The 25278-nt window shown below is 66.3% G+C and carries 24 protein-coding genes and 1 riboswitch; of the genes, 22 read left to right on the top strand and 2 right to left on the bottom strand.

Annotated features, from left to right (window positions below):
• Positions 1-70: 70 nt before the first annotated feature.
• The 18 genes from AB6807_RS04945 (at position 71) to AB6807_RS05030 (ending at position 19068) form a co-directional block, all read left to right on the top strand.
• The gene (locus AB6807_RS04945; protein WP_116909039.1) at positions 71-1300 is read left to right on the top strand and encodes a branched-chain amino acid ABC transporter substrate-binding protein; all 1230 of its coding nucleotides are present in this window, start codon (positions 71-73) and stop codon (positions 1298-1300) included.
• Between the two features lie 218 nt (positions 1301-1518).
• Entirely contained in the window at positions 1519-2751 is a 1233-nt protein-coding gene (locus AB6807_RS04950) for a branched-chain amino acid ABC transporter substrate-binding protein (RefSeq protein WP_116909040.1), read from the top strand.
• 80 nt (positions 2752-2831) lie between these two features.
• Positions 2832-3785, top strand: a complete 954-nt coding sequence (locus AB6807_RS04955; protein WP_116909041.1) for a branched-chain amino acid ABC transporter permease — start codon at positions 2832-2834, stop codon at positions 3783-3785.
• A 4-nt stretch (positions 3786-3789) separates the two neighbouring features.
• Positions 3790-5154 (top strand): branched-chain amino acid ABC transporter permease, encoded by a 1365-nt coding sequence (locus AB6807_RS04960; protein WP_371083702.1) that lies wholly within the window; start codon positions 3790-3792, stop codon positions 5152-5154.
• Positions 5151-5921: an ABC transporter ATP-binding protein gene (locus AB6807_RS04965; protein ID WP_116909043.1), complete on the top strand. Its 771-nt coding sequence runs from the start codon at positions 5151-5153 to the stop codon at positions 5919-5921. Before AB6807_RS04960 ends, AB6807_RS04965 begins: the two co-directional genes overlap by 4 nt.
• A 1-nt stretch (position 5922) precedes the next feature.
• The gene (locus AB6807_RS04970) at positions 5923-6618 is read left to right on the top strand and encodes an ABC transporter ATP-binding protein (RefSeq protein ID WP_116909044.1); all 696 of its coding nucleotides are present in this window, start codon (positions 5923-5925) and stop codon (positions 6616-6618) included.
• Positions 6619-6777: 159 nt separating this feature from the next.
• Positions 6778-8883 (top strand): 3-hydroxyacyl-CoA dehydrogenase NAD-binding domain-containing protein, encoded by a 2106-nt coding sequence (locus AB6807_RS04975; protein WP_371083703.1) that lies wholly within the window; start codon positions 6778-6780, stop codon positions 8881-8883.
• Positions 8880-10388: a M20 family peptidase gene (locus tag AB6807_RS04980; RefSeq protein ID WP_371084153.1), complete on the top strand. Its 1509-nt coding sequence runs from the start codon at positions 8880-8882 to the stop codon at positions 10386-10388. Before AB6807_RS04975 ends, AB6807_RS04980 begins: the two co-directional genes overlap by 4 nt.
• Before the next feature lie 40 nt (positions 10389-10428).
• A complete protein-coding gene (locus AB6807_RS04985; protein WP_116909047.1) occupies positions 10429-11604 on the top strand; it encodes an acetyl-CoA C-acyltransferase in 1176 nt (391 codons plus the stop codon).
• 2 nt (positions 11605-11606) lie between these two features.
• Complete coding sequence (locus tag AB6807_RS04990) at positions 11607-12113, top strand: PaaI family thioesterase (RefSeq protein ID WP_371083704.1); 507 nt, start codon at positions 11607-11609, stop codon at positions 12111-12113.
• 58 nt (positions 12114-12171) lie between these two features.
• Entirely contained in the window at positions 12172-14034 is a 1863-nt protein-coding gene (locus AB6807_RS04995) for an acyl-CoA dehydrogenase (protein WP_371083705.1), read from the top strand.
• Positions 14034-14309 carry a hypothetical protein gene (locus tag AB6807_RS05000; protein WP_371083706.1) on the top strand — a complete coding sequence of 92 codons (276 nt, stop codon included), beginning with the start codon at positions 14034-14036 and terminating at the stop codon, positions 14307-14309. Before AB6807_RS04995 ends, AB6807_RS05000 begins: the two co-directional genes overlap by 1 nt.
• Before the next feature lie 36 nt (positions 14310-14345).
• Entirely contained in the window at positions 14346-14648 is a 303-nt protein-coding gene (locus tag AB6807_RS05005) for a Dabb family protein (RefSeq protein ID WP_371083707.1), read from the top strand.
• A 52-nt stretch (positions 14649-14700) separates the two neighbouring features.
• A complete protein-coding gene (locus AB6807_RS05010; protein ID WP_371083708.1) occupies positions 14701-15495 on the top strand; it encodes an SDR family oxidoreductase in 795 nt (264 codons plus the stop codon).
• A 13-nt stretch (positions 15496-15508) separates the two neighbouring features.
• On the top strand, positions 15509-15973 hold the full coding sequence (locus AB6807_RS05015; RefSeq protein ID WP_116909052.1) for a PaaI family thioesterase: 465 nt from the start codon (positions 15509-15511) through the stop codon (positions 15971-15973).
• Between the two features lie 80 nt (positions 15974-16053).
• Positions 16054-17070, top strand: a complete 1017-nt coding sequence (locus tag AB6807_RS05020; RefSeq protein ID WP_371083709.1) for an NADP-dependent oxidoreductase — start codon at positions 16054-16056, stop codon at positions 17068-17070.
• Between the two features lie 43 nt (positions 17071-17113).
• A complete protein-coding gene (locus tag AB6807_RS05025; RefSeq protein WP_116909054.1) occupies positions 17114-18052 on the top strand; it encodes a glutathione S-transferase family protein in 939 nt (312 codons plus the stop codon).
• Between the two features lie 110 nt (positions 18053-18162).
• Positions 18163-19068, top strand: coding sequence for an SDR family oxidoreductase (locus AB6807_RS05030; protein ID WP_371083710.1), 906 nt, complete (start codon positions 18163-18165; stop codon positions 19066-19068).
• A 37-nt stretch (positions 19069-19105) separates the two neighbouring features.
• Here the strand turns inward: AB6807_RS05030 and AB6807_RS05035 are convergent, their stop codons facing one another.
• Positions 19106-19774, bottom strand: coding sequence for an FMN-dependent NADH-azoreductase (locus tag AB6807_RS05035; protein WP_371083711.1), 669 nt, complete (start codon positions 19772-19774; stop codon positions 19106-19108).
• Positions 19775-19910: 136 nt separating this feature from the next.
• On the opposite strand from AB6807_RS05035, the gene gcvA reads away from it, so the two are divergent.
• The 4 genes from gcvA to mntP all read left to right on the top strand — a co-directional run bounded on the left by gcvA (position 19911) and on the right by mntP (position 23658).
• Positions 19911-20804, top strand: coding sequence for a transcriptional regulator GcvA (gene gcvA / locus AB6807_RS05040; RefSeq protein ID WP_116909057.1), 894 nt, complete (start codon positions 19911-19913; stop codon positions 20802-20804).
• A gap of 234 nt (positions 20805-21038) precedes the next feature.
• Positions 21039-22400, top strand: a complete 1362-nt coding sequence (cysS, locus tag AB6807_RS05045; protein WP_371083712.1) for a cysteine--tRNA ligase — start codon at positions 21039-21041, stop codon at positions 22398-22400.
• Between the two features lie 177 nt (positions 22401-22577).
• Positions 22578-22781 carry a hypothetical protein gene (locus tag AB6807_RS05050; protein ID WP_371083713.1) on the top strand — a complete coding sequence of 68 codons (204 nt, stop codon included), beginning with the start codon at positions 22578-22580 and terminating at the stop codon, positions 22779-22781.
• A gap of 129 nt (positions 22782-22910) precedes the next feature.
• Positions 22911-23084, top strand: a riboswitch (yybP-ykoY riboswitch).
• 4 nt (positions 23085-23088) lie between these two features.
• On the top strand, positions 23089-23658 hold the full coding sequence (gene mntP, locus AB6807_RS05055; protein WP_371083714.1) for a manganese efflux pump MntP: 570 nt from the start codon (positions 23089-23091) through the stop codon (positions 23656-23658).
• Positions 23659-23688: 30 nt separating this feature from the next.
• Here mntP and AB6807_RS05060 read toward each other — a convergent pair whose 3' ends face one another.
• The gene (locus tag AB6807_RS05060) at positions 23689-25155 is read right to left on the bottom strand and encodes a serine hydrolase domain-containing protein (RefSeq protein ID WP_371083715.1); all 1467 of its coding nucleotides are present in this window, start codon (positions 25153-25155) and stop codon (positions 23689-23691) included.
• Positions 25156-25278: the final 123 nt, after the last annotated feature.

Consider the following 25278-nt stretch of genomic DNA (forward strand, 5'->3'; position numbering starts at 1 on the left):
CAATCCCTGTGCGGTGAAAAAAAGGGCGCTTGTACGCTGGCAACCCGCCTAACAAAACTGGAGACTCTTCATGCAATTTGCTATCAAGTCAGTAGCTGCCTGCGCCATGTTGGTGAGCTTTACCGCCGCATTCGCGCAAAAGGGCGAGACCGTCAAGATCGCCTGGCTCGACCCGCTGTCGGGCCTGATGGCCGCGGTGGGCACCAACCAGCTCAAGACCACGCAATTCCTTGCTGAGGAGTTCAACAAGAAGAACCAGTCGGGCGTGAAGTTCGAGGTGATCGGCATCGACAACAAGCTCAGCCCGCAGGAAACCACCGCGGCGCTGCGCTCGGCGCAGGACCAGGGCGCGCGCTACATCATGCAGGGCAACGGCTCGGGCCCGGCGCTGGCGATCATCGACGCCATCGAGAAGAACAACTCGCGCAACCCCGGCAAGGAGTTGCTGTTCATGAACTACGCGGCGGTCGACCCCGACCTGACCAACAGCAAGTGCAGCTACTGGCACTTCCGGGTGGACGCCGACACCTCCATGAAGATGGAGGCGCTCACCGCCTGGATGAAGGACCAGCCGGACATCAAGAAGGTCTACCTGCTCGGCCAGAACTACGCCCACGGCGTGCAGGTGGCCAAGTACGCCAAGGAAGACCTGAAGGTCAAGCGCCCCGACATCCAGATCGTGGGCGAAGACCTGCACCCGCTCGCGCAGGTGCGCGACTTCTCGCCGTACATCGCCAAGATCAAGGCCTCGGGCGCCGACACGGTCATCACGGGCAACTGGGGCTCCGACCTGTCGCTGCTCATCAAGGCGGCGAACGACTCGGGCCTGAACGTGAAGTTCCTGACCTACTACGCGCCGGGCGCCGGCACCCCCACGGCCATGGGCGCCACGTCGGACGGCAAGGTCTACACCGTGGCCTACGCCCACTACAACATGGGCGGCGAGATCCAGCAGCTGCTCAACGGCTACAAGAAGCGCATGAACGACGACCTGACGCAGGCCTCGATCTACCACGTGTTCGCGCTGCTGGACGCGGCCTTCGCCAAGACCAAGTCGACCGACCCCGTGAAGGTGGCCGCTGCACTGGAAGGCATGAAGATCAAGAGCTTCAACGGCGAGGTCGAGATGCGCAAGACCGACCACCAGCTGCAGCAGGGCCTGTACATCTCGCGCTGGGAAAAGGCCAGCGCCAAGTACCCCTACGACGCGGAGAACACCGGCTACACCAACGTGCCCGTGAAGTACTACGAGTCGTACGTGGCCAGCACGCCCACCACCTGCCAGATGAAGCGCCCCTGAGCGCAAAGCGGCACGCTTCTCGCGCAATTCCTACCCGTTGGTAGCAATGAGCTACCCGCCGGTAGCAAATTGCCTGGAAGCGTGTCGCCTGCGCGATAGAAACGGCCCTTTGCGGCCCCGCTCTTACGGGCATTCCCTGAGGGGAGGGGTTGCAATCGCTTGTACGCTCGTACAGCGTTTTGATTCGGTTCTGATTCGGTTTGACCAGGAGATATAGATTGAAGTTCGCTCTGAAAATCGCTGCCGCTGCCGTCATTGCGGCCACCGCCACCGGTGCCCTCGCCCAGAAGGGTGAAACCGTCAAGATCGCATGGCTCGACCCGCTGTCGGGCCTGATGGCCGCGGTCGGGACCAACCAGCTCAAGACCTTCCAGTTCTTCGCCGAGGAGTTCAACAAGAAGAACGCCGCCGGCGTGAAGTTCGAGATCATTGGCATCGACAACAAGCTCAGCCCGCAGGAGACCACCAGCGCGCTGCGCTCGGCGCTCGACCAGGGCGCGCGCTACATCGTGCAGGGCAACGGCTCGGGCCCGGCGCTGGCGATCATCGATGCGCTGGAGAAGAACAACGCGCGCAACCCTGGCAAGGAAGCGCTGTACCTGAACTACGCCGCGGTCGACCCCGAGCTGACCAACGCCAAGTGCAGCTACTGGCAGTTCCGCTTCGACGCCGACACGTCCATGAAGATGGAAGCGCTGACCACCTACATGAAGGACCAGCCGGAAATCAAGAAGGTCTACATCATCGGCCAGAACTACGCGCACGGCCAGCAGGTCTCCAAGTACGCCAAGGAAGACCTGAAGGTCAAGCGCCCCGACGTGCAGATCGTCGGCGACGACCTGCATCCGCTGGCCCAGGTGCGCGACTTCGCTCCCTACATCGCCAAGATCAAGGCCTCGGGCGCCGACACGGTCATCACCGGCAACTGGGGCTCCGACCTGGCGCTGCTCATCAAGGCGGCGAACGACTCGGGCCTGAACGTCAAGTTCTACACCTACTACGCCGTGACCACCGGCACGCCGACCGCCATGGGCGCGGCGTCCGACGGCAAGGTGTACCAGGTCGGCTACGCCCACTACAACATGGGCGGCGACATGCAGAAGTACGCCGACGACTTCAAGAAGAAGTTCAACGACGACCTCTACACCACCGACGTGTACACCGTGTTCCAGGCGCTCACCGAAGCCTTCGTGAAGACCAAGTCGACCGACCCCGTCAAGGTGGCCGCCGCCATGGAAGGCATGAAGTTCAAGAGCTTCAACGGTGACGTCGAGCTGCGCAAGACCGACCACCAGCTGCAGCAGGGCCTGTACATCGCCAAGTGGGAAAAGGCCAGCGCCAAGTACCCGTACAGCCCGGAGAACACCGGCTACACGCTGGCGCCCGTGAAGTACTACGACGCCTATGTGGCCAGCACGCCCACGAGCTGCCAGATGAAGCGTCCCTCCTAAGCCGGGCAGCACGCCAACGCGGTCGAGGCCCGACTTCAACACTCGGGCCTTTTTCTTTTTTTACCTGACACGAAAGACCGATGAACGTCGAATTCTTCGTCATCTCGCTGCTCAACGGCGTGAGCTACGGCTTGCTGTTGTTCATGCTGAGTTCTGGCCTCACGCTGATCTTCAGCATGATGGGCGTGCTCAATTTCGCGCACGCCAGCTTCTACATGCTGGGCGCCTACTTCGCCTACACGATCTCGGGCATCCTGGGCTTCTGGCCGGCGCTGTTCATCGCGCCGCTCTTGGTGTTCGCGCTGGGCGCGGCCTTCGAGCGCTACTGCCTGCGCCGCGTGCACAAGTTCGGCCACGTGCCCGAGCTGCTGGTCACCTTCGGCCTTTCGTACCTCATTCTCGAAATCGTGCAGCTGGTGTGGGGCCGCTCCACGGTGCCCTACGGGCTGCCGCAGGCGCTGCAGGGCCCGCTGTTCACGCTGTACGGCACGCAGTTCCCCAAGTCGCGCTCGTTCATCATGCTGGTGGCGGTGCTGATGCTGGTGTCGGTGTGGCTGCTGCTCACGCGCACGCGCATCGGCCTGGTCATCCAGGCGGCGCTGAAGCACCCCGACATGGTCGAGGCGCTGGGCCACAACGTGCCGCGCGTGTTCATGATGGTGTTCGGCGGCGGCGCCGCGCTGGCGGGGCTGGCGGGCGTGGTGGGTGGCAACACCTACGTCACCGAGCCGGCCATGGCGGGCTCGGTGGGCTCCATCATCTTCGTGGTGGTGGTGGTCGGCGGCATGGGGTCGCTGGCCGGGGCCTTCCTGGCCTCGCTCATCATCGGCGTGGTGCAGACCTTTGCCGTGGCCATGGACCAGTCGCTCGCGGGCGCGCTGCAGTCGCTGGGCATGGCGGTGACGGACCAGACCTTCGGCTACGAGCTGCTGAAGCTCACCATCTCGCAGGTGGCGCCCATCCTTCCGTACCTGTTCCTGGTGCTGATCCTGATCTTCCGGCCCAAGGGTCTTCTTGGAACGCGGGAGGACTGACGCGATGACCACTGCAACCACACGCACGCCGGCGGCACCGGGTACCGGCAACGCCACCGGCAGCAACGCTTCCTCGCCGAAGAAGTACTACCGCTTCAAGCCGCTGAACATCGGCCGCATCCTGATCTGGTCGCTGTTCGCGCTGCTGCTCATCGTGGCACCCATGCTGTTCAAGAGCAGCCTGGCGCTGACCATGCTCTCGCAGATCGGCTACCTGATCATCATCTGCCTGAGCTACAACATCCTGCTGGGGCAGGGCGGCATGCTCAGCTTCGGGCATGCGGTGTACGTGGGGCTGGGCTCGTTCATCGCCATTCACGCGATGAACCTGGCCAGCGCCGGCAAGCTGCCGATTCCGCTGGTGCTCATTCCGCTCGTGGGCGGGCTGGGCGGCATGTTCTTCGCCGTGGTGTTCGGCTACGTGTCGACCAAGAAGTCGGGCACCACCTTCGCGATGATCACCCTGGGCCTGGGCGAACTGGTGGCCGCCATGGCGCTGATGTTCCCGAGCTTCTTCGGCGGCGAAGGCGGCATCACCACCAACCGCGTGTACGGCACCTCGTTCTTCGGCATCAGCTTCGGGCCGCAGAACCAGGTGTACTACCTGATCGCCGTGTACTGCTTCATCTGCACCGCGCTGATGTTCGCCTTCACCGGCACGCCGCTGGGCCGCATGCTGAACGCGGTGCGCGACAACCCGGAGCGCGTGGAGTTCATCGGCTACAACACGCAGCGCGTGCGCTACTACGCCTTCATCATCGCGGGCTTCTTCGCGGGCATCGGCGGCGGGCTGGCGGCCATCAACTTCGAGATCGTGAACGCGGCCGACAGCCTGAACGGGCTGCGCTCGGGCAGCTACCTGCTGTTCACCTTCCTGGGCGGCGCCACCTTCTTCTTCGGGCCGATCATCGGCGCGGCGCTGCTGGTGTTCGCACTGGTGCTGCTGTCGGAGCTGAGCAAGGCCTGGCTGCTGTACGTGGGCCTGGTGTTCCTGCTGATGGTGATGTTCGCGCCTGGCGGCGTGGCCAGCCTGATCATGATGAACGTGCGCGTGGCGCTGTTCGGCAAGATCAAGCGCTTCTACCTGCTGTACGTGGGCCTGTTCATCGGCGCGGCCATCATGTTGGCGGGCGCGGCGGCCATCGTCGAGATGATCTATCACATGCAGCTCAACGCGGCGCTGGGGCCGGTGGTGCCGCTTGCCGGCCTGCAGCTGGACACCTCGTCGACCACCAGCTGGGTGGTGGCGGTGGCCCTGCTGGCGGTGGGCCTGGCCGTGTTCGAGGTGGTGCGCAGGCGCTTCGCGAAGACCTGGGGCCAGGCACAGGAAGAAATCGAAGCCGAGATCAAGCGAAGGGAGACGGCATGACCTATTCACTCGAACTCAAGGGCCTGCGCAAGAGCTTCGGCAAGACCGACATCATCCGCGGGGTCGACCTGGCGGTGAACGCGGGCGAGCGCATCGCCATCATCGGGCCGAACGGCGCGGGCAAGAGCACGCTGTTCAACCTGATCAGCGGGCGGCTCGTGCCTTCCAGCGGCGAGGTGCTGCTGAACGGCGAGCGCATCGACGGCAAGAAGCCGTACGAAATCAACCGCATGGGGTTGTCGCGCAGCTTCCAGATCACCAACATCTTCCCGAAGCTGAGCGTGTTCGAAAACCTGCGCTGCGGCGTGCTGTGGAGCCTGGGCTACAAGTACACCTTCCTGCGCTTCCTGTCGAACCTGGACGACGCCAACGAGCGCACCGAAGAGCTCATCAAGCAGATCGGGCTGGAGAAAAAGCGCGACGTGCACGCGGTGAACCTCACCTACGCCGAGCAGCGCGCGCTGGAAATCGGCGTGACCATTGCCGGGGGCGCCAGCGTTATCCTGCTGGACGAGCCCACGGCGGGCATGAGCAAGACCGAGACCTCGCACTTCATCTCGCTCATCAAGCACGTGACGGTCGGCAAGACGCTGCTCACGGTGGAGCACGACATGGGCGTGGTGTTCGGCCTGGCCGACAAGATCGCGGTGGTGGTGTACGGCGAAGTCATCGCTTTCGATACTCCGGCCGCCGTGCGCGCCAACGCGCGCGTGCAAGAGGCCTACCTCGGCTCCTCGGTGGCCGATGCACAGGGAGCGGGACACTGACATGCTGAAGCTTCAAGACATCCACGCCTACTATGGCAAGAGCCATGTGCTGCATGGCGTTTCCTTCGACGTGAACCCGGGCGAGATCGTCGCGCTGCTGGGGCGCAACGGCTCGGGCCGCTCGACCACGGCCAAGGCGATCATGGGCCTGGTGCATGCCGAGGGCGGCCTGCACTGGAAGGGGCAGGACATCCTGCGCCGCAAGGCCTACGAGATCGCGCACTTCGGCATCGGCTACGTGCCCGAGAACCGCGACATCTTCCCCAAGCTCACGGTGCACCAGAACCTGCTGCTGGGGCAGAAGGGCACGGGCAAGGGCAGCCGCTGGCAGTTCGACGACATGTACGGCATGTTCCCGCGGCTGAAGGAGCGCCAGCACACCGAGGCCGGCGTGCTCTCGGGCGGCGAGCAGCAGATGCTCACGCTGTGCCGCACGCTCATGGGCGACCCCGACCTGATCATCATCGACGAGCCCACCGAAGGGCTGGCGCCGAAGATCGTCGAGCTGGTGGGGCAGTACCTGCGCACGCTGAAGGACAAGGGCATCTCGGTGCTGCTGATCGAGCAGAAGCTCACCATCGCCATGCAGATCTCCGACCGCGCGCTCGTCATGGGCCACGGCAGCATCGTGTTCGACGGCACGCCCGACAGCCTGCGCGCCGACGCGACCACGCGCAAGGAATGGCTCGAGGTCTGATCGACTGCGGGGTCCGGGCCGCGCCCCGGATTCCTGCCTCGCCCCCTTGTCCCGGCAGCGACTGCATGCCATTGTTGCGTCGCGACAAACGCCTAGAATCCCCCGAAAAAGAACACTCGTGCTTTTTCTTCTTTTTCTTCACACACCAAGGAACGCAGCATGACGGCTGAATACAAAGTGCTCGGCGATGTCGCCGTGATCACCATGACCAACCCTCCGGTCAACGGTCTCGGCTTCTCGACGCGCATCGGCATCACCGATGGCCTCGCCAAGGCCAATGCCGACGACGCCGTCAAGGCCATCGTCATCACCGGCGCCGGCAAGGCGTTCTCGGGCGGCGCGGACATCAAGGAGTTCGGCACGCCCAAGGCGCTGCAGGAGCCCAACCTGCTGAGCGTGATCCTCGCGCTGGAAGCCTCGGCCAAGCCCATCGTCGCGGCCATCCACTCGGTGTGCATGGGCGGCGGCCTCGAGCTGGCCCTGGGTTGCCACTACCGCGTGGCCGCACCGGGCACCAGCGTGGCGCTGCCCGAAGTCAAGCTGGGCCTGATTCCCGGCGCCGGCGGCACGCAGCGCCTGCCGCGCGTGATCGGTGTGGAAACCGCGCTGAACATGATCGTGAGCGGCGAGCCCGTGAAGAGCGAGCTGCTCGCCAGCCTGCCCGGCCAGAAGCTGTTCGACGTGCTCGCGGCATCGCCCGAGTCGGTGTTCGACGAAGCCGTGGCCTTCGCCAAGAGCGTGGCCGGCAAGACCGGTGACGCGTTGCCGCTGGTGCGCAACCTGCCGTGCAAGCACCCGCAAGGCGACGCCTACTTCCAGTTCGCCAAGAACATGGTCGGCGGCATGTCGAAGAACTACCCCGCGCCGCTGCAGTGCGTGGCCGCCGTGCAGGCCGCCACCAAGCTGAAGTTCGACGCCGGCATGGCCGAAGAGCGCCGCATCTTCACCTCGCTGATGTTCACGCCCGAATCGCTGGCGCTGCGCCACCTGTTCATGGCCGAGCGCGCCGCGAGCAAGATTCCCGACGTGGCCGAAGACACGCCCAAGCGCGACATCAAGGCGGTGGGCGTCATCGGTGCCGGCACCATGGGCGGCGGCATCTCGATGAACTTCCTGAACGCGGGCATCCCCGTGAAGATCCTCGAGATGAAGCAGGAGGCGCTCGACCGCGGCGTCGCCACCATCAAGAAGAACTACGAAGCCCAGGTCAAGAAGGGCAAGCTCAAGCAGGACAAGTACGAGCAGCGCATGGCGCTGCTGAGCACCACGCTGAGCTACGACGACCTGAAGGACGCCGACCTGATCATCGAGGCCGTGTTCGAGGAACTCGGCGTGAAAGAAAAGGTGTTCAAGGAGCTCGACCGCGTCGCCAAGAAGGGCGCCATCCTGGCCTCGAACACCTCGACGCTCGACGTCGACAAGATCGCCGCCTTCACCGACCGTCCGCAGGACGTGGTCGGCATGCACTTCTTCAGCCCCGCCAACGTGATGAAGCTGCTCGAAGTGGTGCGCGGCAAGGCCACGGGCAAGGACGTGCTGGCCACGGTCATGGCCACGGCCAAGAAGATCAAGAAGACCGCGGTGGTCTCGGGCGTGTGCGACGGCTTCATCGGCAACCGCATGATCGAGCAGTACTCGCGCCAGGCCGGCTTCCTGCTGGACGAAGGCGCGCTGCCGCAGCAGGTGGACAAGGCCATCGAGAAGTTCGGCTTTGCCATGGGCCCGTTCCGCATGGGCGACCTGGCCGGCAACGACATCGGCTGGGCGATCCGCAAGCGCCGCGCCACCGAGCAGGCCGACATGAAGTACAGCCGCACGGCCGACAAGCTCTGCGAACTGGGCCGCTTCGGACAGAAGACCGGGGCAGGGTGGTACGACTACCAGGTCGGCAAGCGCGACGCCATTCCGTCGGAACTCGTGAACAAGATGATCGAGGAGCACCGGAAAGAACTGGGCATCACGCCGCGCAAGATTTCCGATGAAGAAATCGTGCAGCGCCTGGTGTACGCGCTGGTCAACGAAGGCGCGCACATCCTCGAAGACGGCATCGCCTCGAAGTCCGGCGACATCGACATGGTGTACCTCACCGGCTACGGCTTCCCGATCTGGCGCGGCGGCCCGATGCACTACGCATCGCAAGTCGGCCTGTACAACGTGGCCGAGTCGATGAAGCGCTTTGCGAAGAACCCGCGCGACGACGCCGAGTTCTGGCAGCCCGCGCCGCTGATCCAGAAGCTGGTGGCCGAAGGCAAGTCCTTCAGCTGAGACGGAAAAGAAAAGGGTCGAGACCGCCCATGTTGAAACGCATCTTCCTCGGGCTGCTGCTGGCAATCGTGTTGCTGGTGGCCGCCGTGGCGGTCAAGACCTGGACCACGCCATCGCAGCAACTGGCGGTGGCGCCCGCACCCAAGCTGGACATCGACCTGCAGGCGGCCGCCAAGCGGCTGTCCACCGCGATCACGTTCCGCACGGTGTCGGGCATGGACGACCCGGCCGCCAACGCGGCCGAGTTCGACAAGCTGCACGCCTTCCTGGCGCAGCAGTTCCCCAAGGTGCACGCCACCCTGAAGAAGGAAGTGGTGGGCAACAAGGCGCTGCTCTACACATGGGCCGGCACCGACCCGCAGGCCAAGCCCATCGCCTTGATGGCGCACCAGGACATGGTGCCCATCGCCCCCGGCACCGAGAAGGCCTGGACGGTCGACCCCTTCACCGGCGAGATCAAGGACGGCTTCATCTGGGGCCGCGGCACGCTCGACAACAAGAGCAATCTTTTCGCGCAGATGGAGGCCATCGAGCTGCTCATCGGCGCCGGCTTCAAGCCGAAGCAGACCGTCTACCTCGTGATGGGCGACGACGAAGAAGTGAGCGGCCTGCGCGGGGCGCTGCCCATCGCCGAGCTGCTCAAGTCGCGCAACGTGCGCCTGGACTGGGTGCTCGACGAAGGCCTGCTGGTGCTCGACGGCGTGCTGCCGGGCCTGAGCAAGCCCGCGGCGCTGATCGGCCTGGCGGAGAAGGGCTACGGCACCTTCTTCCTGTCGCTGGACACCGCCCCCGGCCATTCGTCGATGCCGCCGCAGCACAGCGCCATCGGCAGCATGAGCGCGGCGCTGGCACGGCTCGAAGCCAACCCCATGCCCGGCAACATCCAGGGCGTGGCGGGCCAGATGTTCGGCGCGCTGGCACCCGAGATGAGCGGCATCAACCGCGTGATGCTGTCCAACCTGTGGCTCACCGAGCCGCTGGTGCGCGGCCAGCTCGAGAAGAGCCCGAGCAGCAACGCCATGCTGCGCACGACCACCGCGCTGACCATCGTGCGCGCGGGCAACAAGGACAACGTGCTGCCCGGTCGCGCCGAGGCGGCTGTCAATTTCCGCATCCTGCCGGGCGACACGCTGGCCAGCACCGAGGCGCACCTGCGCCGCGCGCTGGGCAACGACGACATCAAGATCAAGCAATACCCCGGCAACGCCGAGCCTTCGCCGGTGTCGTCGACCGACAGCACCGGCTACCGCGCCATCCAGCAGGCCGTGCGCCAGAGCTTTCCCGATGCGGTGGTCGCCCCCGGCCTCATGACCGCCGCGACCGACTCGCGCCACTTCAGCCTGGTGAGCGACGCCGTCTTCCGTTTCTCGCCGTTTCGCGTGAAGGCCGAGGACCTGGCGCGTTTCCACGGCAACAACGAACGCCTGGCCATCTCGAACTACGGCGAGATGATTGGCTTCTATCACCAGCTCCTGAGCAACACCAACGCTGCTCCGGCGCAATGACGACCACCTCTTTTCCCTTCCATCTTCAAAGGACCTCACCATGACCAGCGCCGTCATCGTTTCCACCGCCCGCACGCCGCTCGCGAAGAGCTGGAAGGGTGCCTTCAACATGACGCACGGCGCCACGCTGGGCGGCCATGCCGTGCAGCACGCGGTGCAGCGCGCCGGCATCGACCCCGCCTCGGTGGACGACGTGATCATGGGTTGCGCCACGCCCGAAGGCGCGACCGGCTCCAACATCGCGCGCCAGATCGCGCTGCGCGCCGGCCTGCCCGTCACCACCTCGGGCATGACCATCAACCGCTTCTGCTCCTCGGGCCTGCAGACCATCGCCACCGCCGCGCAACGCATCATCGCGGGCGAGGGCGAGGTGTACGTGGCCGGCGGCGTCGAGAGCATCTCGTGCGTGCAGAACGAAGCCAACACGCACATGCTGGCCGACCCATGGCTCGTGAAGCACAAGCCCGAGATCTACTGGAACATGTTGCAGACGGCCGAGCAGGTCGCCAAGCGCTACAACATCGGCCGCGAAGCCATGGACGAGTACGGCGCGCAAAGCCAGCAGCGCGCCACCGCCGCGCTGGAAGCCGGCCTCTTCAAGGCCGAGATCGCCCCCATCACCGTGCTGGCCGGCGTGGCCGACCCCGTGCTGGGCCTGCGCACCAAGGAAGTCACCGTCGAGAACGACGAAGGCATTCGCCCCGGCACCACCAAGGAAGGCATCAGCGGCATCCGCCCTGCCATTCCCGGCGGCGTGATCTCGGCCGGCAATGCCAGCCAGTTCTCCGACGGCGGCGGCGCCTGCGTGGTGGTCGACGAGAAGTACGCCGAGCAGAAGGGCCTGAAGCCCCTGGGCCGTTTCCTCGGCTTCGCCGTGGCCGGTTGCGAGCCCGACGAGATGGGCATCGGCCCGGTCTTCGCCATTCCGAAGGTGCTCAAGCGCCTGGGCCTCACGGTCAACGACATCGACCTGTGGGAGCTGAACGAAGCCTTCGCCGTGCAGGTCATCTACTGCCGCGACAAGCTGGGCATTCCGGGCGACCGCCTGAACGTGAACGGCGGCGCCATCGCCGTGGGCCACCCCTACGGCGTGAGCGGCCAGCGCCTGACGGGCCACGCGCTCATCGAAGGCAAGCGCCGCGGCGCGAAGAAGGTCGTGGTCACCATGTGCATCGGCGGCGGCATGGGTGCCGCGGGCGTGTTCGAGGTCCTGTAAGCATGTCCGGCTTGGGCCACGACCACGAGGTCTCGCCCGAAGCCGGGACCGGAACCAGGGCCGCAGCTGGCGCCGAGGCCGAGGCTGTGCTGGCCTACGGCCGGCACGTGCTGGCGTCGCAGCCGTTCAGCGTGCTGATCGGCGCCGAGCTGCATGCGCTGGCGCCCGGCCATGCCGAGATCCAGCTGCCGCTGGGCGCGCAGCTCCAGCAGCAGAACGGCTTTGCCCACGGCGGCATCGTGAGCTACATGGCCGACAACGCGCTCACCTTCGCCGGTGGCACCGCGTTGCGCGTGCCGGTGGTCACGGCCGAATTCAAGATCAACTACGTGCGGCCGGCGCTCGGCGAGCGGCTCGTCGCGCGTGCCCGGGCCGTGCACACCGGCAGCTCGCAGGCCGTGTGCACCTGCGAGGTGTTCGTGGTGAACGACGGCGCCGAGAAGCTCTGCGCGCTGGCGCAGGGCACCATCGCCAGGCTGCCCGATCCCTCGAAAGAAGTGGCCAGGTAGCCACGTAGCCAAGCAGCCGCCCACAAGGCGCGGCGCAACCCGCAAGAAGAGACACACCATGAGCCTGCGTTCCACCCTCGACTTTTTGCTCTACGACTGGCTCGACGCCGAGTCGCTCAACCAGCGCGAACGCTTTGCCGACCACTCGCGCGAAACCTTCGACGCGGTGCTCGACACCTGCGAGCGCATCGCGCGCGAGAAGTACGCCCCCTTCAATCGCACGGTGGACACGCAGGAGCCGCACTTCGACGGCGAGAAGGTCATCCTGCCCAAGGCCACGCACGACGCCCACAAGGCCTTCGTAGAGTCGGGAATGATGAGTGCCGCGCAGGACTACGACATCGGCGGCATGCAGCTGCCGTACACGCTGTCGGCCGCGGCCAACAGCTTCTTCGCGATGGCCTCGGTGAGCATCGGCTCCAACATGCTCACCAGCGGCAACGCCAACCTGCTGATGGTGCACGGCACCGAGATGCAGAAAGAGGTGTTCGCCAAGAACGAGTTCTCGGGCCGCTGGGCCGGCACCATGTGCCTGTCGGAGCCGCAGGCCGGTTCGTCGCTGAGCGACGTGGCCACGCGCGCCGTGCCCGACGGCGACGGCTTCCAGGACGACCCGCTGGGCCCGCGCTACCGGCTCACGGGCAACAAGATGTGGATCTCGTCGGGCGACCACGAGCTGACCGAGAACATCGTGCACATCGTGCTGGCCAAGATCCCGGACGAGAACGGCAAGCTGGTGCCGGGCACGCGCGGCATTTCGCTCTTCATCGTGCCCAAGCGCATGGTCGACACCCGGGGCGAGCTCACCGGCCAGCGCAACGACGTGGCGCTCGCGGGCCTCAACCACAAGCTGGGCTGGCGCGGCACCACCAACACGCTGCTGAATTTCGGCGAGGGCCGCTACCCGGTCGACGGCAAGGCCGGCGCCATCGGCTACCTGGTGGGCGCGCCCGGCAAGGGCCTGCACTGCATGTTCCACATGATGAACGAGGCACGCATCGGCGTCGGCACGGCCGCCACCATGCTGGGCATGGCCGGCTACCACGCGTCGCTCGAGTACGCCAGGAGCCGCCCGCAGGGCCGGCTCGTGAAGAAGCCGGAGGCCGCCGGTGTCGCCGGGGCTGCAGTGGCCAAAGATTCGGCGGCGCCGCAGGTGCGCATCATCGAGCACGCCGACGTGCGCCGCATGCTGCTCGCGCAGAAGGCCTATTGCGAGGGCGCGCTGGCGCTGGAGCTGTACTGCGCGCGCCTGGTCGACGAGCAGAAGACCGGCGACGCCCAAGCTGCCGACGACGCGCGCCTGCTGCTGGAGGTGCTCACGCCCATCGCCAAGAGCTGGCCCAGCGAGTGGTGCCTGGAGGCCAACTCGCTGGCCATCCAGGTGCACGGCGGCTATGGCTACACGCGCGACTTTCCGGTGGAGCAGTACTGGCGCGACAACCGCCTGAACATGATCCACGAGGGCACGCACGGCATCCAGGCGGCCGACCTGCTGGGCCGCAAGGTGCTGATGGAAAAGGGCCGCGGCCTGCAGCTGCTGGCCGGCCGCATGACCGACACCATCGCCCGTGCCGCCAAGGTGCCGGCGCTGGCGGCCCATGCCAAGGCGTTGGGCGCCGCGCTGCAGCGCATCGGCAGCGCCACCGAGGCGGCCTGGTCCACCGGCGACCCGGCCGACGCGCTGGCCAATGCGGTGCCCTACATGCAGGCCTTCGGCCACACGGTGCTGGCGTGGATCTGGCTCGACGTGGCGCAAAGGGCCCTGGAGATCGATGGTGAAAAGGCGAGGGCGGTAACAGCTGGCAAGATTGGCGCCACGGACTATTTCTTCCACTACGAGCTGCCCAAAATCGGTGCCTGGCTCCAGGTGGTCGAAACCCGCGACCCGACCTGTACCGCTTTGCCCGAGGACGCCTTTTGATGGCCATCAACAATCCGCCGAACCCCACTCCCGACCAGAAGAACACGCCGCCCGCCGCCACGCCGGCAATGCAGGCCAAGCCGCCCAAACCACATGCCCGGCTCGAGAAGTGGATCTGGATCCTGATCTACGGCGGCCTGTTCGTGCTGATCCTGGGCATTGCCACCGGCCGCACCGACGCCACGCTGGGCTGGTCGATTGCCGTGCCCGGCGCCATCGTCGCGCTGGTGGGCTTCGCGCTCATCTACGTGCGCTCGCGGCTGCCCAACAAGTAAGCAGAGACAAGAGACGAAAGACAAGAAGGCCCCGCCATGCTCAAGCACATCGTGATGTGGAAGTTCAAGGAACACGCCGAAGGCGCCGACAAGGCGACCAACCTGCGCAAGGCCAAGGCCCTGCTCGACGCCTGCGCCCAGCTGTCGCCCGGCACGCACCGCTTCGAGGTGGCCATTGCCCAGCCCGGGCTCGAGGCCACCTACGACCTGGTGCTGTATTCGGAGTTCACCGACGCCGCCGCGCTCGCAGCCTATGCGGACCATCCGCAGCACGTGGCGCTCAAGCCCTTCATCGGCGCGGTCCGCGAAGCGCGCCAGTGCATGGACTACGAGACCTGAACCCGCCGAACCTGCCAACCCCGACATCCCCAGACAACGGAGACAACGCACCATGACGCCCCGCAACATCAAGCAGCTGTTCGACCTCACCGGCAAGACCGCCCTCATCACCGGCGGCTCGCGCGGCCTGGGCCTGCAGATGGCCCATGCGCTCGGCGAAGCCGGCGCGAAGATCATGCTGAGCTCGCGCAAGGCCGAAGACCTGGAGCAGGCCGCCGCCGAGCTGCAGTCCGCGGGCATCGACGCGCGCTGGATCGCCGCCGACTGCTCGAAAGAAGAAGACACGCGCCGCCTGGCCGACGAGACGCTGGAGCGCATGGGCGCGGTCGACATCCTCATCAACAACGCCGGCGCCAGCTGGGGCGCCCCGGCCGAGAACCACCCGGTCGAGGCCTGGGACAAGGTGATGAACCTGAACGTGCGCGGGTACTTCATCCTCTCGCAGCACATCGCCAACGGCTACATGATCCCGAAGAAGACGGGGCGCATCATCAACATCGCCTCCATCGCGGGCCTCAACGGCAACGGCCCGGGCATGCAGACGCTGGCCTACAACACCTCGAAGACCGCCGTCATCGGCTTCACCAAGACGCTGGCCGCCGAGTGGGGCCGCTACGGCATCAACGTGAACGCGATCTGCCCGGGCTTCTTCATGACGAAGATGGCCGCGGGCCTCATCAAGTCGCTCGGCGAAGAGAAGATGGCCGCCAACGCGCCGCTCGGCCGCCTGGGCGACGAGGAAGACCTGAAGGGCATCACGCTGCTGTACGCGAGCGATGCCGGCAAGCACATCACCGGCCAATGGATGGCGGTGGATGGCGGGGTCAGCGTGGTGCTCGGAGCCTGAAAGAAAACACCCCATGTCTTCCCCCGATTCCAGCGACATCAACATCCGCTCGTACACGAGCCAGATTCCGTTCGCGCGCCACCTCGGCTTCGAGCTGACGAAGTTCGAAGGCGGCGAGTCCGAAATCGTCTACACCGCCAAGCCCGAACACCTGAACACCTTCGACGTGACCCACGGCGGCGCCTGCATGACGCTGCTCGACATCACCATGGCGGCGGCCGCACGCAGCGTGTCGCCCGAGACCGGCGTGGTCACCATCGAGATGAAGACCAGCTTCATGCAGCCCTCGGTCGGCCCGCTGCACGCACGCGGCACGCTCATTCACCGCACCGCCACGCTGGCCTTCACCGAAGCCAAGATCTACGACGAGCAGGAGCGCGTGTGCGCCCATGCCACCGGCACCTTCAAGTACGTGAAGCGCCGGCTGCCCACGGGCCCCACGAGCGTCAACGAGATGCGCCCGCCGTCCACCGACTGAACTGACTGAACTGACTGAACCGACTGACGGTCCCACCGACCGTTCTACCCGTCCGATCACATTTCCCCCAGGAGCCACACATGCCCGCCAACAAGCAGATCCACCTCGACAACCGCCCCGAAGGCGAGGCCACCGCCTCCAACTTCAAGCTCGTCACCGTCGAGACGCCCGCGCTCAACGACAACCAGGTGCTGGTGCGCCACCACTACATGAGCCTCGACCCGTACATGCGCGGTCGCATGAACGACTCGAAGAGCTACACCGCCAACCAGCCCGTGGGCCAGGTCTTCCAGGGCGGCACCGTCGGCGAAGTGGTCGAAAGCAAGCACCCCAAGTACGCCGTGGGCGACAAGGTGGTGGGCTTCGGCGGCTGGCAGCAATACAGCGTGGTCGATGCCTCGCAGCCCGGCGCGCTGAAGAAGGTCGACACGACGCACGTGCCGCTGTCGCACTACCTGGGCGCCGTCGGCATGCCCGGCGTGACGGCCTGGTACGGGCTGGTGAAGATCATCGCGCCCAAGGCCGGAGAAACGCTGGTCATCACCGCCGCCAGCGGCGCCGTGGGCAGCGCGTTCGGTGCGCTGGCCAAGGCGCGCGGCTGCCGCGTGGTCGGCATTGCCGGCGGCCCCGACAAGTGCAAGTACGTGACCGACGAGCTGGGCTTCGACGCCTGCATCGACTACCGCCAGCACCCCGACGTGAAGTCGATGAGCGCCGCGTTGAAGGAAGCCTGCCCGAACGGCATCGACGGCTACTTCGAGAACGTGGGCGGCTACATCTTCGACGCCGTGCTGCTGCGCGCCAACGCCTTCGCCCGCGTGGCGCTGTGCGGAATGATCGCCGGCTACGACGGCGCGCCGCTGCCGCTGAACAACCCCGCGCTGATCCTCATCAACCGCATGAAGATCGAAGGCTTCATCGTCAGCGAGCACATGGAAGTGTGGCCCGAGGCGCTGGCCGAACTCGGCGCGTTGGTGGGCAGCGGCAAGCTCAAGCCGCGCGAGTCGGTCGCGCAGGGCATCGAGGCGGCGCCCGAGGCCTTCCTGGGGCTGCTGAAGGGCAAGAACTTCGGCAAGCAGCTGGTCAAGCTGATCTGAGCCTCTTCATTCAAAAACCGCGCATCACCTCAAGGGAACGACCATGGCAGACCTCATCCTTCACCACTACCTGACATCGCCGTTCTCGGAGAAGGTGCGCCTGCTCCTGGGCGTGAAGAAGCTGCCGTGGAAGTCGGTCTTCATTCCGCCGATCATGCCCAAGCCCGACGTGGAGGTGCTCACCGGCGGCTACCGCAAGACGCCGTTCCTGCAGATCGGTGCCGACATGTACTGCGACAGCGCGCTCATCGCCGACGTGCTGGAGCACCTGCAGCCCGAGCCCACGCTCTACCCGGAGCCCGAGAAGGGCATGTCGCGCATCCTCGCGCAGTGGGCCGACACCACGTTGTTCTGGGCTTCCATGGCCTGGAACCTGCAGCCCAAGGGCGCGGCCGAGGTGTTCGCCAAGGCGCCGCCCGAGGCGCTGAAGGCCTTCGGTGAAGACCGCGGCAAGATGAGCGCCGGCAACATGACCCGCCTGCGCCCGGCCGACGCCACCAGCGCCTACAAGTCGTACCTGCGCCGCCTGTCGGACATGCTCGACGACAAGCCCTTCCTGCTGGGCGAGGTTCCCAGCATTGCCGACTTCTCTGCCTACCACCCGCTGTGGTACACGCGCCGCATCGAGGCCGTGCGCGGCATCCTCGAGCTGACGCCGGCGGTGGTCGACTGGATGGACCGCGTGGCCGCCATCGGCCATGGCACGTCGGAAAAGTTCTCTAGCGACGAAGCCATCGCGGTGGCCAAGGCCTCCACGCCGCATTCGCTGCTGACCGACAGCACCTTCCAGGACGACCACGGCATTGCGCTGGGCAGCGCCGTGACCATCCGCGCCGAGAGCTTCGGCCTGGAGGAAACGCCGGGCACGCTGGTCGCGGCCACGCGCACCCACTACACGCTGGAGCGCAGCCACGAGCGCACGGGCACCGTGCACGTGCACTTCCCGCGCATCGGGTACGTGCTGAAAAAAGCCGACGCCTGAATCACGGCGGCCCGGCCGGGGCACCTTCGTGACTGCGCTCGCGCGCAATACGTATTTCAATTGCGGTTCCAACGTCAGAGACATTCAACACAGAAGAAGGACACCGGCAAATGATTCAGGACTTCAAGGGCAAGACCGCCGTTCTCACCGGCGCGGGCTCGGGCTTCGGCCTCGAATGCGCGCGCATCGGCGCCGCGCGCGGCATGAACCTGGTGCTGGTCGACGTGCAGCAGGACGCACTCGACAAGGCCCAGGCCGAGATGGAAGCCGCCGGCGCGCAGGTGCTGGCGCGCAAGGTCGATGTGTCCGACGCCGCGCAGATGGAAGCGCTGGCCGCGGCCGTGAAGGAACGCTTCGGCGCGCCGCACTTCGTGTTCAACAACGCGGGCGTGGGCGCCGGCGGCCTGGTGTGGGAAAACTCCGTGGCCGACTGGGAATGGGTGCTGGGCGTGGACCTGTGGGGCGTGATCCATGGCGTGCGCCTGTTCACGCCGATGATGCTCGAGGCCGCCGCCAAAGACCCCGCCTACCGCGGCCACATCACCAACACCGCCAGCATGGCCGGCCTGCTCACGCCGCCGAACATGGGCATCTACAACGCGGCCAAGGCCGCCGTGGTGAGCCTCACCGAGACGATGTACCAGGACCTGAACCTGGTCACCGACCAGATCGGCGCGAGCCTGCTGTGCCCGTACTTCGTGCCCACCGGCATCACCAGCAGCGAGCGCAACCGCCCGAACGCGCCGAAGGACAGCGAACTCACCAAGAGCCAGCTCATCGGGCAGGCCATGAGCAACAAGGCGGTGAGCAGCGGCAAAATCACCGCGGCCGAAGTGGCGGCGAAGGTGTTCGACGCCATCACGGCCAACCAGTTCTACGTGTACAGCCACCCGAAGGCGCTGGGCAACGTGCGCAGCCGCATGGAGAACATCGTCTCGGGCACGAACCCGGCCGACCCGTTCCTGGAGCGGCCCGAAATCGGGCTTAAGCTGCGTGAGCAGCTTCGCTCGGCCTGAGCGGCGTTCTTCTTTTTTCGTTCTTCCCTTTTTTTCTTCAGCGGCCCTGCAGCTCGCCCACCAGCGTCTCGACGCGGGCGAGCGCAGTGGCCACAGACTGCGCGAGCAGGTCGCCCGGGTCTTCGGCATGCTCGACGCAAACGCTGCGCACGTCCGTCAGACCCAGCAGCGCCAGCGGGCTCGCGACGCCGGGCGTCAGCAGGTCCATGTGCGCCTGGAACCCACCCGGCCCGTAGCCGCTGCTGCCGCAGGCGCTGAGCAGCACCGTGCGGCGCTGGCGCTCGGCCAGCAGCGGCACATAGGGGTTCTCGCGGCTGCGGTCGAAGGCAAAGGTCTCGCCGATGCGCACGATGTTGTCGATCCATGACTTCAACGGCGCCGGCATGCCGAAGTTGTACATGGGCACGCCGATCACCAGCACGTCGGCGCGGCGCAGCTCTGAGACCAGCGCATCGCTTTCCGCGAGCGCCGCATGCATCCATGGCTCGCGTGCGGCCGGCGGGGTGTAGCCCGCCGCAATCCATTCGCCCGTGACGTGGCTCGGCGGCGCGGCGCCGATGTCGCGGTAGATCACTTCGTCGCCCGGGCGCGCTGCGCGCCATGTCGTCACGAAGTGGTGGCTCAGCCGGCGCGAGTGCGAGCCGTGCACGTGTGTGCCCGAACGGCCGGGGCGGGCGCTGGCATCGATGTGGAGCAGGGTGATCATGGCGGGGTCCTCTGTGGGTGATATGGATCGGATGAATCCGGTTCAGCTGTGTGCTTGACACGGTTCTCAATCTATCCAAGCATCCAGAGGGCGACAAACGACGATTTCTTTGCGCTGCAAAAAAATAAATTCATCCATGGCGACCTTGCACCAGCTCCCCGCGCTCGCATCGCTGCGCGCTTTCGAGGCTGCGGCGCGGCATTGCAGCGCCAAGCTCGCGGCGAACGAACTCTCGGTGACGCCCACTGCCATCAGCCACCAGGTGCGCCAGCTGGAAGACGCGCTGGGCGTGGCGCTGTTCATCCGCGAGCCGCGGCAACTGGTGCTCACGCCGCAGGGGCGCGAGCTGCAGGCGGTGCTCAGCGAATCGTTCGAGGCCATGGCGAACGCGGTGGCGCGGCTGCGCGCGCCGCCCAGGCGCCAGGCCATCACGCTGTCGGCCACGCCGGCCGTGGCCGCGCGCTGGTTGCTGCCGCGCGTGAACAGCCTGCGCGAGAAGCATCCGCGGCTCGACCTGCGCATTCATGCGTCGCACGACGCGGTCGCGCTCGACGGCGTCACCGCCGACATCGCCATCCGCTACGGCAAGGGCCAATGGCCGGGCATGGTCGCGCAGAAGCTGTTCGACAACGTCTTCGCGCCGGCGTGCAGCCCCGCGCTCAAGCTGCGCCGTCGCGCCGACCTGAAGCGCCACACGCTGCTGCACTTCTCGTTGCCCCGCAGCAGGAGCCAGCCAGGCACGTGGAGCGAGTGGCAGCAGCAGGCGCAGGTGCCGGGCCTGGACGTGTCGGCGGGGCCGGTTTTTTCCGACGAGACGCACACCGTGTCGGCCGCGCTGCAAGGGCAGGGCGTGGCGCTGATGAGCCTCGCGCTGATCGCCGACGAGCTGCGCGCGGGCAACCTGGTGCAGCCGTTCGGGCCGCAGTTGCAGGGGCTGCCGTTCTACCTGGTGTGCCCGCAGGCGCGGCGTGAAGAGCCTGCCGTGGCGGCGGTGTTCGACTGGGTGCGCGAGCTGCGTCCCCTGGGCTGAAGGCGTTGACCCGACCGGTGCCCGACGCTACGATGACTTTCATGTTCGCTCCCGCAACCCCGACCTTCCGCCTGCTGAATGCCCGCTTCGTGCGCGCATGCGCATGCTGTCTCGGTCGGCCAAGGGGTGCTTGCGGCTAGCGAATCACAACTCACGTCCGCGTTCCTCAGGGCCACCCGTCGCAAGACCGGTGGCCTTTTTGTTTGGCAAGTTCTCACTCTCCAGGAAAGCCCAATGCCTCTCGTCCTGTACGACACTTGGTCGCGCGCCCTGCGGCCTTTCGCGCCATTGCAGCCCGAGCACGTCGGCCTGTACTGCTGCGGCCCGACGGTGTACGACCACGCGCACATCGGCAACCTGCGCACCTACGTCTTCGAAGACGTGCTGCGCCGCGTGCTCGAGCTGAACGGCTTCCGGGTGCGGCACGTCGTCAACATCACCGATGTCGGCCACCTCGTGTCCGATGCCGACGAGGGCGAAGACAAGATGGAGAAGGGCAGCCGGCGCACCGGCGAGTCCGCGTGGGCCATCGCGCAGCGCTACACCGCCGCCTTCCAGGCCGACTGGCGCGCCCTGAACCTGCTGGAGCCCACGGCATGGCCGTGCGCCACCGACCACATTCCCGAGCAACTGGCGTTCATTGCCGAACTGGAGCGCAAGGGCTTCACCTACCGCACCGCCGACGGCATCTATTTCGACACGACCCTGCAGGACGACTACGGCCACCTGGCGCGCCTGTCGCGCGAGGGCCTGCGTGCGGGCACCCGCGTTGCCATGGGCGACAAGCGCAGCGCCTGCGACTTCGCGCTCTGGAAGTTCAGCCCGGCGGATGCCAGGCGCCAGATGGAATGGGACAGCCCCTGGGGCCGCGGCTTTCCGGGCTGGCACATCGAGTGCTCGGCGATGGCGGCGAAATTCCTGGGGCCGTGGTTCGACATCCATTGCGGCGGCGAAGACCATGTGGCCGTGCACCACAGCAACGAGATCGCGCAGACGCAGGCATGCCACGGAACCCGGCTCGCCAACTTCTGGATGCACGGCCACTTCCTCACGCTGGACGACCGCAAGATGGCCAAGACCACCGGCGACTTCGTGCGGCTGCAGACGCTGGTGGACCAGGGCATCGACCCGCTGGCGTACCGCTACCTGTGCCTGGGCGCGCACTACCGAAGCACACTGCGCTTCACCGACGAGGCCATTCGCTCGGCGCAGTCCGCGCTCGACCGGCTGCGCAAGACATATGCGAGCTGGCCGCGCGGCGGCATCGCCGACGACAGGTTCGTGGCGCGCTTCAAGGCGGAGGTCGACCTCGACCTGAACATGCCGCGCGCATTGGCCGTGCTGTGGGAGCTGGTACGCAGCGAGTTGCCGCCCGAGGTGCGACGCGCAACGGTCGATCGGTTCGATGTGGTGCTCGGTTTGCGGCTGGCCGAATGGGTGCCGCTCGTGCCCGAGGTTCCGGCCGGGATTGCCGCGCTGTTCGCTCAGCGCGAGGCGGCCCGTGCTCGCAAGGACTGGGCGCAGGCCGACCGTCTTCGCGAGGCGCTGAGGCTGCGTGGATGGCAGGCGAACGACGGCGAAAGCCCGCCGGGTTGACCTGGCCTGTCAAGCATGTCGGCGTCGCCCTTCAAGTCGATTTGCTTATTGCCGATAACAAAGTCACAAAATTGCCGCATTCTGTCTTTGGCCCGTTGGCGACTTGAAACAATTTTGTAAACGATTTAATTACGTGGCGATTACCATCTCGGGCACTAGAAGAAGACAAGGAAATTCATGGAGACATACCCTACCCTGCGCCAGGCCACTGGCGTGGCCCGCACGCTCAGCAAGCGCTCGTCCTGCACCATCGTGGTCTATCGCACCGGCGATGAGAAGTACGTGGCGGCCCATTCCACGGACAAGGTGGAAGGCACCATCGAAGGCGTGTACCGCGACGGCTACGTCGTCAATACCTTGCTGACGACCAAGAAGCCCTGAAGGCGCGCTTCGCGCTTTTTCGCCAAGCCTCCTGCGGGAGGCTTTTTCGTGGCTGCCCGCATAGCCCTGCCGCCTGTGCAGGCGCTGTCACACAGGCATCGAAAAAGGCAGTCTAGAATCGCCGCTCCCTTGGGGAGTAGCCGGCTTCCGGACTTCGGAAGCGCTCACGTCAACATACTCGGTCGCACCTTGCGACCGTGGCGTGAGCAACCGACAGGTTGGCGAGACCAGTGGTGCACGAGCGCGGCTTTGGCCGGCGGGTTCGTGCGCCGCGGCGTCTTGAACCGGCCTTGCTTGCGACTCCCACATGAACATCACCTCCACGATCCTTCTTGCATTCGCCATGTCGACGGATGCTTTCGCCGCGGCCGTCGGCAAAGGCGCAGCCTTGCGCAAACCCTCCTGGCGCGAGGCCTTGCGCACCGGGCTGATCTTCGGCGTCATCGAGGCGCTGACACCCGTCATCGGCTGGGCCGCGGGGCTGGCCGCCGCGAGCTACGTCGCGAAATGGGACCACTGGATCGCCGTCACGCTGCTCAGCGTGCTGGGCCTGCGCATGATCTGGGCGGGCTTCGGCGCGCCCGACGCGGTCGACGACAAGCCCGACCGCAACTCCTTCTGGACCCTTGCCATCACCGGCTTCGCCACCAGCATCGACGCGATGGCGGTGGGCGTGGGGCTGGCCTTCATCAACGTGAACATCGCCTGGACCGCGCTGGCCATCGGCCTGGCCACGATGACGATGGTGACCATCGGCGTGATGGTCGGGCGCGTGCTGGGCGCGGTAATAGGCAAGCGCGCGGAAATCGTGGGCGGCGTGGTGCTGATCGGCATCGGCTTCCTGATCCTGTACGAGCACCTGAACGGGCTGGCCTGAGGCCAGCCCCGACCACCCGCCTTGCTCGTTTCACTGCGAGCTCGGAATGCCCTGCATCAGCAGCGCCAGCGCCTTGCGCAGGCTCGCGACCGAGGCTTGCTCGCCCTTGTCGTAGCCCATGCGCACCACGACCAGGTCGTGCGACGGCACGATGAGCACCACCTGTCCGCCCGCGCCCAGCATGTAGTAGGCGGTTGTCGGCACGGGGAAGGTGCTGGTGCCGTTCAGCCAGAAGAAGCCGCCGTAGATGGGGCGCTTGTCCGCCGCCCAGGCCGGCGCGAGCGTGCTCACGAACTTGACGAAGCCTTCGGGCAACAGGCGCTCGCCGTTCCACACGCCGTCCTGCAGGTACAGGTTGGCCAGCCGTGCCCAGTCGCGCGCGGACATGAAGTCGTAGCCCTGCGCGAGGAAATTGCCGTAGGGGTCGGTTTCCAGCGTCATGGTGCGAATGCCGATCTTGTCGAACAGCGCGCGCTGCGGGTACGACAGGTACTCCTCGCCGCGCTTTTCCACCGCCAGGCGAACCAGGTAGTTCGCCAGCACGGGGTCGGTGTTGCGGTAGCGGCCCACGGTGTTCGGCGGCCATTGCTGCGGTCGCGTGGCCGCGTAGTTGAAGGCGTTGATGCGCCCGGTGTAGAAGTAGACGTGGTCGGGGTAGGTGCCGTTGGGGTCGAAGTCCGGATCGTCCGGCGCCTTGATGCGCAGGCCGCTCGACATGTGCAGGATGTCCGAGATGCGGATCTCCTTGCGCTTGTCGCCGTCGGACTGCCATTCGGGAATGGGCGCCGGCTGGTCGAGCTGGTACACGCCCTGCTTGATGAGCGTGCCCAGCAGCGTTGCAGTCACGCTCTTGCCCATCGACCACGACTCCAGCGGCGTGGTCGCGCCGATGCCGTTCATGTAGCGCTCGCCGACGATGCGCCCCTTGTGCGTGACCACGAAGGCCGCGGTGTAGGCGCCCGACACCTCGAAGGCCGCATCGACCGCCTGGCTCACCTTGGCGGTGTCGATGCCGGGCGCGGCATCGGTGGGCGTGACGTTGCCCATGGGCCAGGGCTGGCTCGCGGGGTCGGGCAGGGTGCTGGTGACGGTCACGGGCGTGAAGAACACGCCGTCCTTGCCCGGCGGCAGCGTGATGCAGCCCTGCGAGCCGAAATAGCGCGCCACCAGCGTGGGCCCGTTCGGGATGGTGATGCGAACTTCTTTCTTGTCGCGGTCGACCACCGGCTTGCCGACCTTGGCGCGCTGCGCGTAGGGGCCGGTGAAGTAGCCGACGCTGTCGGCGGCCACGTCGGGGTCGAGCCCGGTGATGAAGGCCGCGGAGCACATCGCCTTGGCGTAGCCGGAGGTGTTGTGTTCGAGCGGGTCGCCGGGCGGCGGCACGTACGGCGTGTTGAGCTCGTAGGTTCGCGCGCGGGCAATGAGAGCTTCGCGTGCGGGGAGTTCAGGGGCGGGTGCACCGGTGGTTGGAGGAGGCGCCACGCCGGTGACAGGCAAGATGCCGGCACCGCCGCCGCCGCCCCCACCGCCGCCGCCTCCGCATGAGGCCAAAGCTATTACAAGAAGTGCGCCTGCCGCAAGGGCAAGGGGGACGCGAGCCAACCTCTGCATGAACTCTCC

This window comes from Variovorax sp. RCC_210 (genome assembly GCF_041355175.1).
GTDB lineage: Bacteria > Pseudomonadota > Gammaproteobacteria > Burkholderiales > Burkholderiaceae_C > Variovorax.

What these genes read in the sequence shown, in the direction of transcription:
- AB6807_RS05050 (WP_371083713.1), top strand. Translation starts at nt 22,578, where the DNA reads ATGGAGACATACCCTACCCTGCGCCAGGCCACTGGCGTGGCCCGCACG.
- AB6807_RS04955 (WP_116909041.1), top strand. Translation starts at nt 2,832, where the DNA reads ATGAACGTCGAATTCTTCGTCATCTCGCTGCTCAACGGCGTGAGCTAC.
- AB6807_RS05010 (WP_371083708.1), top strand. Translation starts at nt 14,701, where the DNA reads ATGACGCCCCGCAACATCAAGCAGCTGTTCGACCTCACCGGCAAGACC.
- AB6807_RS04990 (WP_371083704.1), top strand. Translation starts at nt 11,607, where the DNA reads ATGTCCGGCTTGGGCCACGACCACGAGGTCTCGCCCGAAGCCGGGACC.
- AB6807_RS04975 (WP_371083703.1), top strand. Translation starts at nt 6,778, where the DNA reads ATGACGGCTGAATACAAAGTGCTCGGCGATGTCGCCGTGATCACCATG.
- AB6807_RS05000 (WP_371083706.1), top strand. Translation starts at nt 14,034, where the DNA reads ATGGCCATCAACAATCCGCCGAACCCCACTCCCGACCAGAAGAACACG.
- AB6807_RS05005 (WP_371083707.1), top strand. Translation starts at nt 14,346, where the DNA reads ATGCTCAAGCACATCGTGATGTGGAAGTTCAAGGAACACGCCGAAGGC.
- AB6807_RS04960 (WP_371083702.1), top strand. Translation starts at nt 3,790, where the DNA reads ATGACCACTGCAACCACACGCACGCCGGCGGCACCGGGTACCGGCAAC.
- AB6807_RS05030 (WP_371083710.1), top strand. Translation starts at nt 18,163, where the DNA reads ATGATTCAGGACTTCAAGGGCAAGACCGCCGTTCTCACCGGCGCGGGC.
- AB6807_RS04965 (WP_116909043.1), top strand. Translation starts at nt 5,151, where the DNA reads ATGACCTATTCACTCGAACTCAAGGGCCTGCGCAAGAGCTTCGGCAAG.
- mntP (WP_371083714.1), top strand. Translation starts at nt 23,089, where the DNA reads ATGAACATCACCTCCACGATCCTTCTTGCATTCGCCATGTCGACGGAT.
- AB6807_RS04945 (WP_116909039.1), top strand. Translation starts at nt 71, where the DNA reads ATGCAATTTGCTATCAAGTCAGTAGCTGCCTGCGCCATGTTGGTGAGC.
- AB6807_RS04985 (WP_116909047.1), top strand. Translation starts at nt 10,429, where the DNA reads ATGACCAGCGCCGTCATCGTTTCCACCGCCCGCACGCCGCTCGCGAAG.
- AB6807_RS05025 (WP_116909054.1), top strand. Translation starts at nt 17,114, where the DNA reads ATGGCAGACCTCATCCTTCACCACTACCTGACATCGCCGTTCTCGGAG.
- AB6807_RS05020 (WP_371083709.1), top strand. Translation starts at nt 16,054, where the DNA reads ATGCCCGCCAACAAGCAGATCCACCTCGACAACCGCCCCGAAGGCGAG.
- AB6807_RS04970 (WP_116909044.1), top strand. Translation starts at nt 5,923, where the DNA reads ATGCTGAAGCTTCAAGACATCCACGCCTACTATGGCAAGAGCCATGTG.
- AB6807_RS05035 (WP_371083711.1), bottom strand. Translation starts at nt 19,774, where the DNA reads ATGATCACCCTGCTCCACATCGATGCCAGCGCCCGCCCCGGCCGTTCG.
- gcvA (WP_116909057.1), top strand. Translation starts at nt 19,911, where the DNA reads ATGGCGACCTTGCACCAGCTCCCCGCGCTCGCATCGCTGCGCGCTTTC.
- cysS (WP_371083712.1), top strand. Translation starts at nt 21,039, where the DNA reads ATGCCTCTCGTCCTGTACGACACTTGGTCGCGCGCCCTGCGGCCTTTC.
- AB6807_RS05015 (WP_116909052.1), top strand. Translation starts at nt 15,509, where the DNA reads ATGTCTTCCCCCGATTCCAGCGACATCAACATCCGCTCGTACACGAGC.
- AB6807_RS04995 (WP_371083705.1), top strand. Translation starts at nt 12,172, where the DNA reads ATGAGCCTGCGTTCCACCCTCGACTTTTTGCTCTACGACTGGCTCGAC.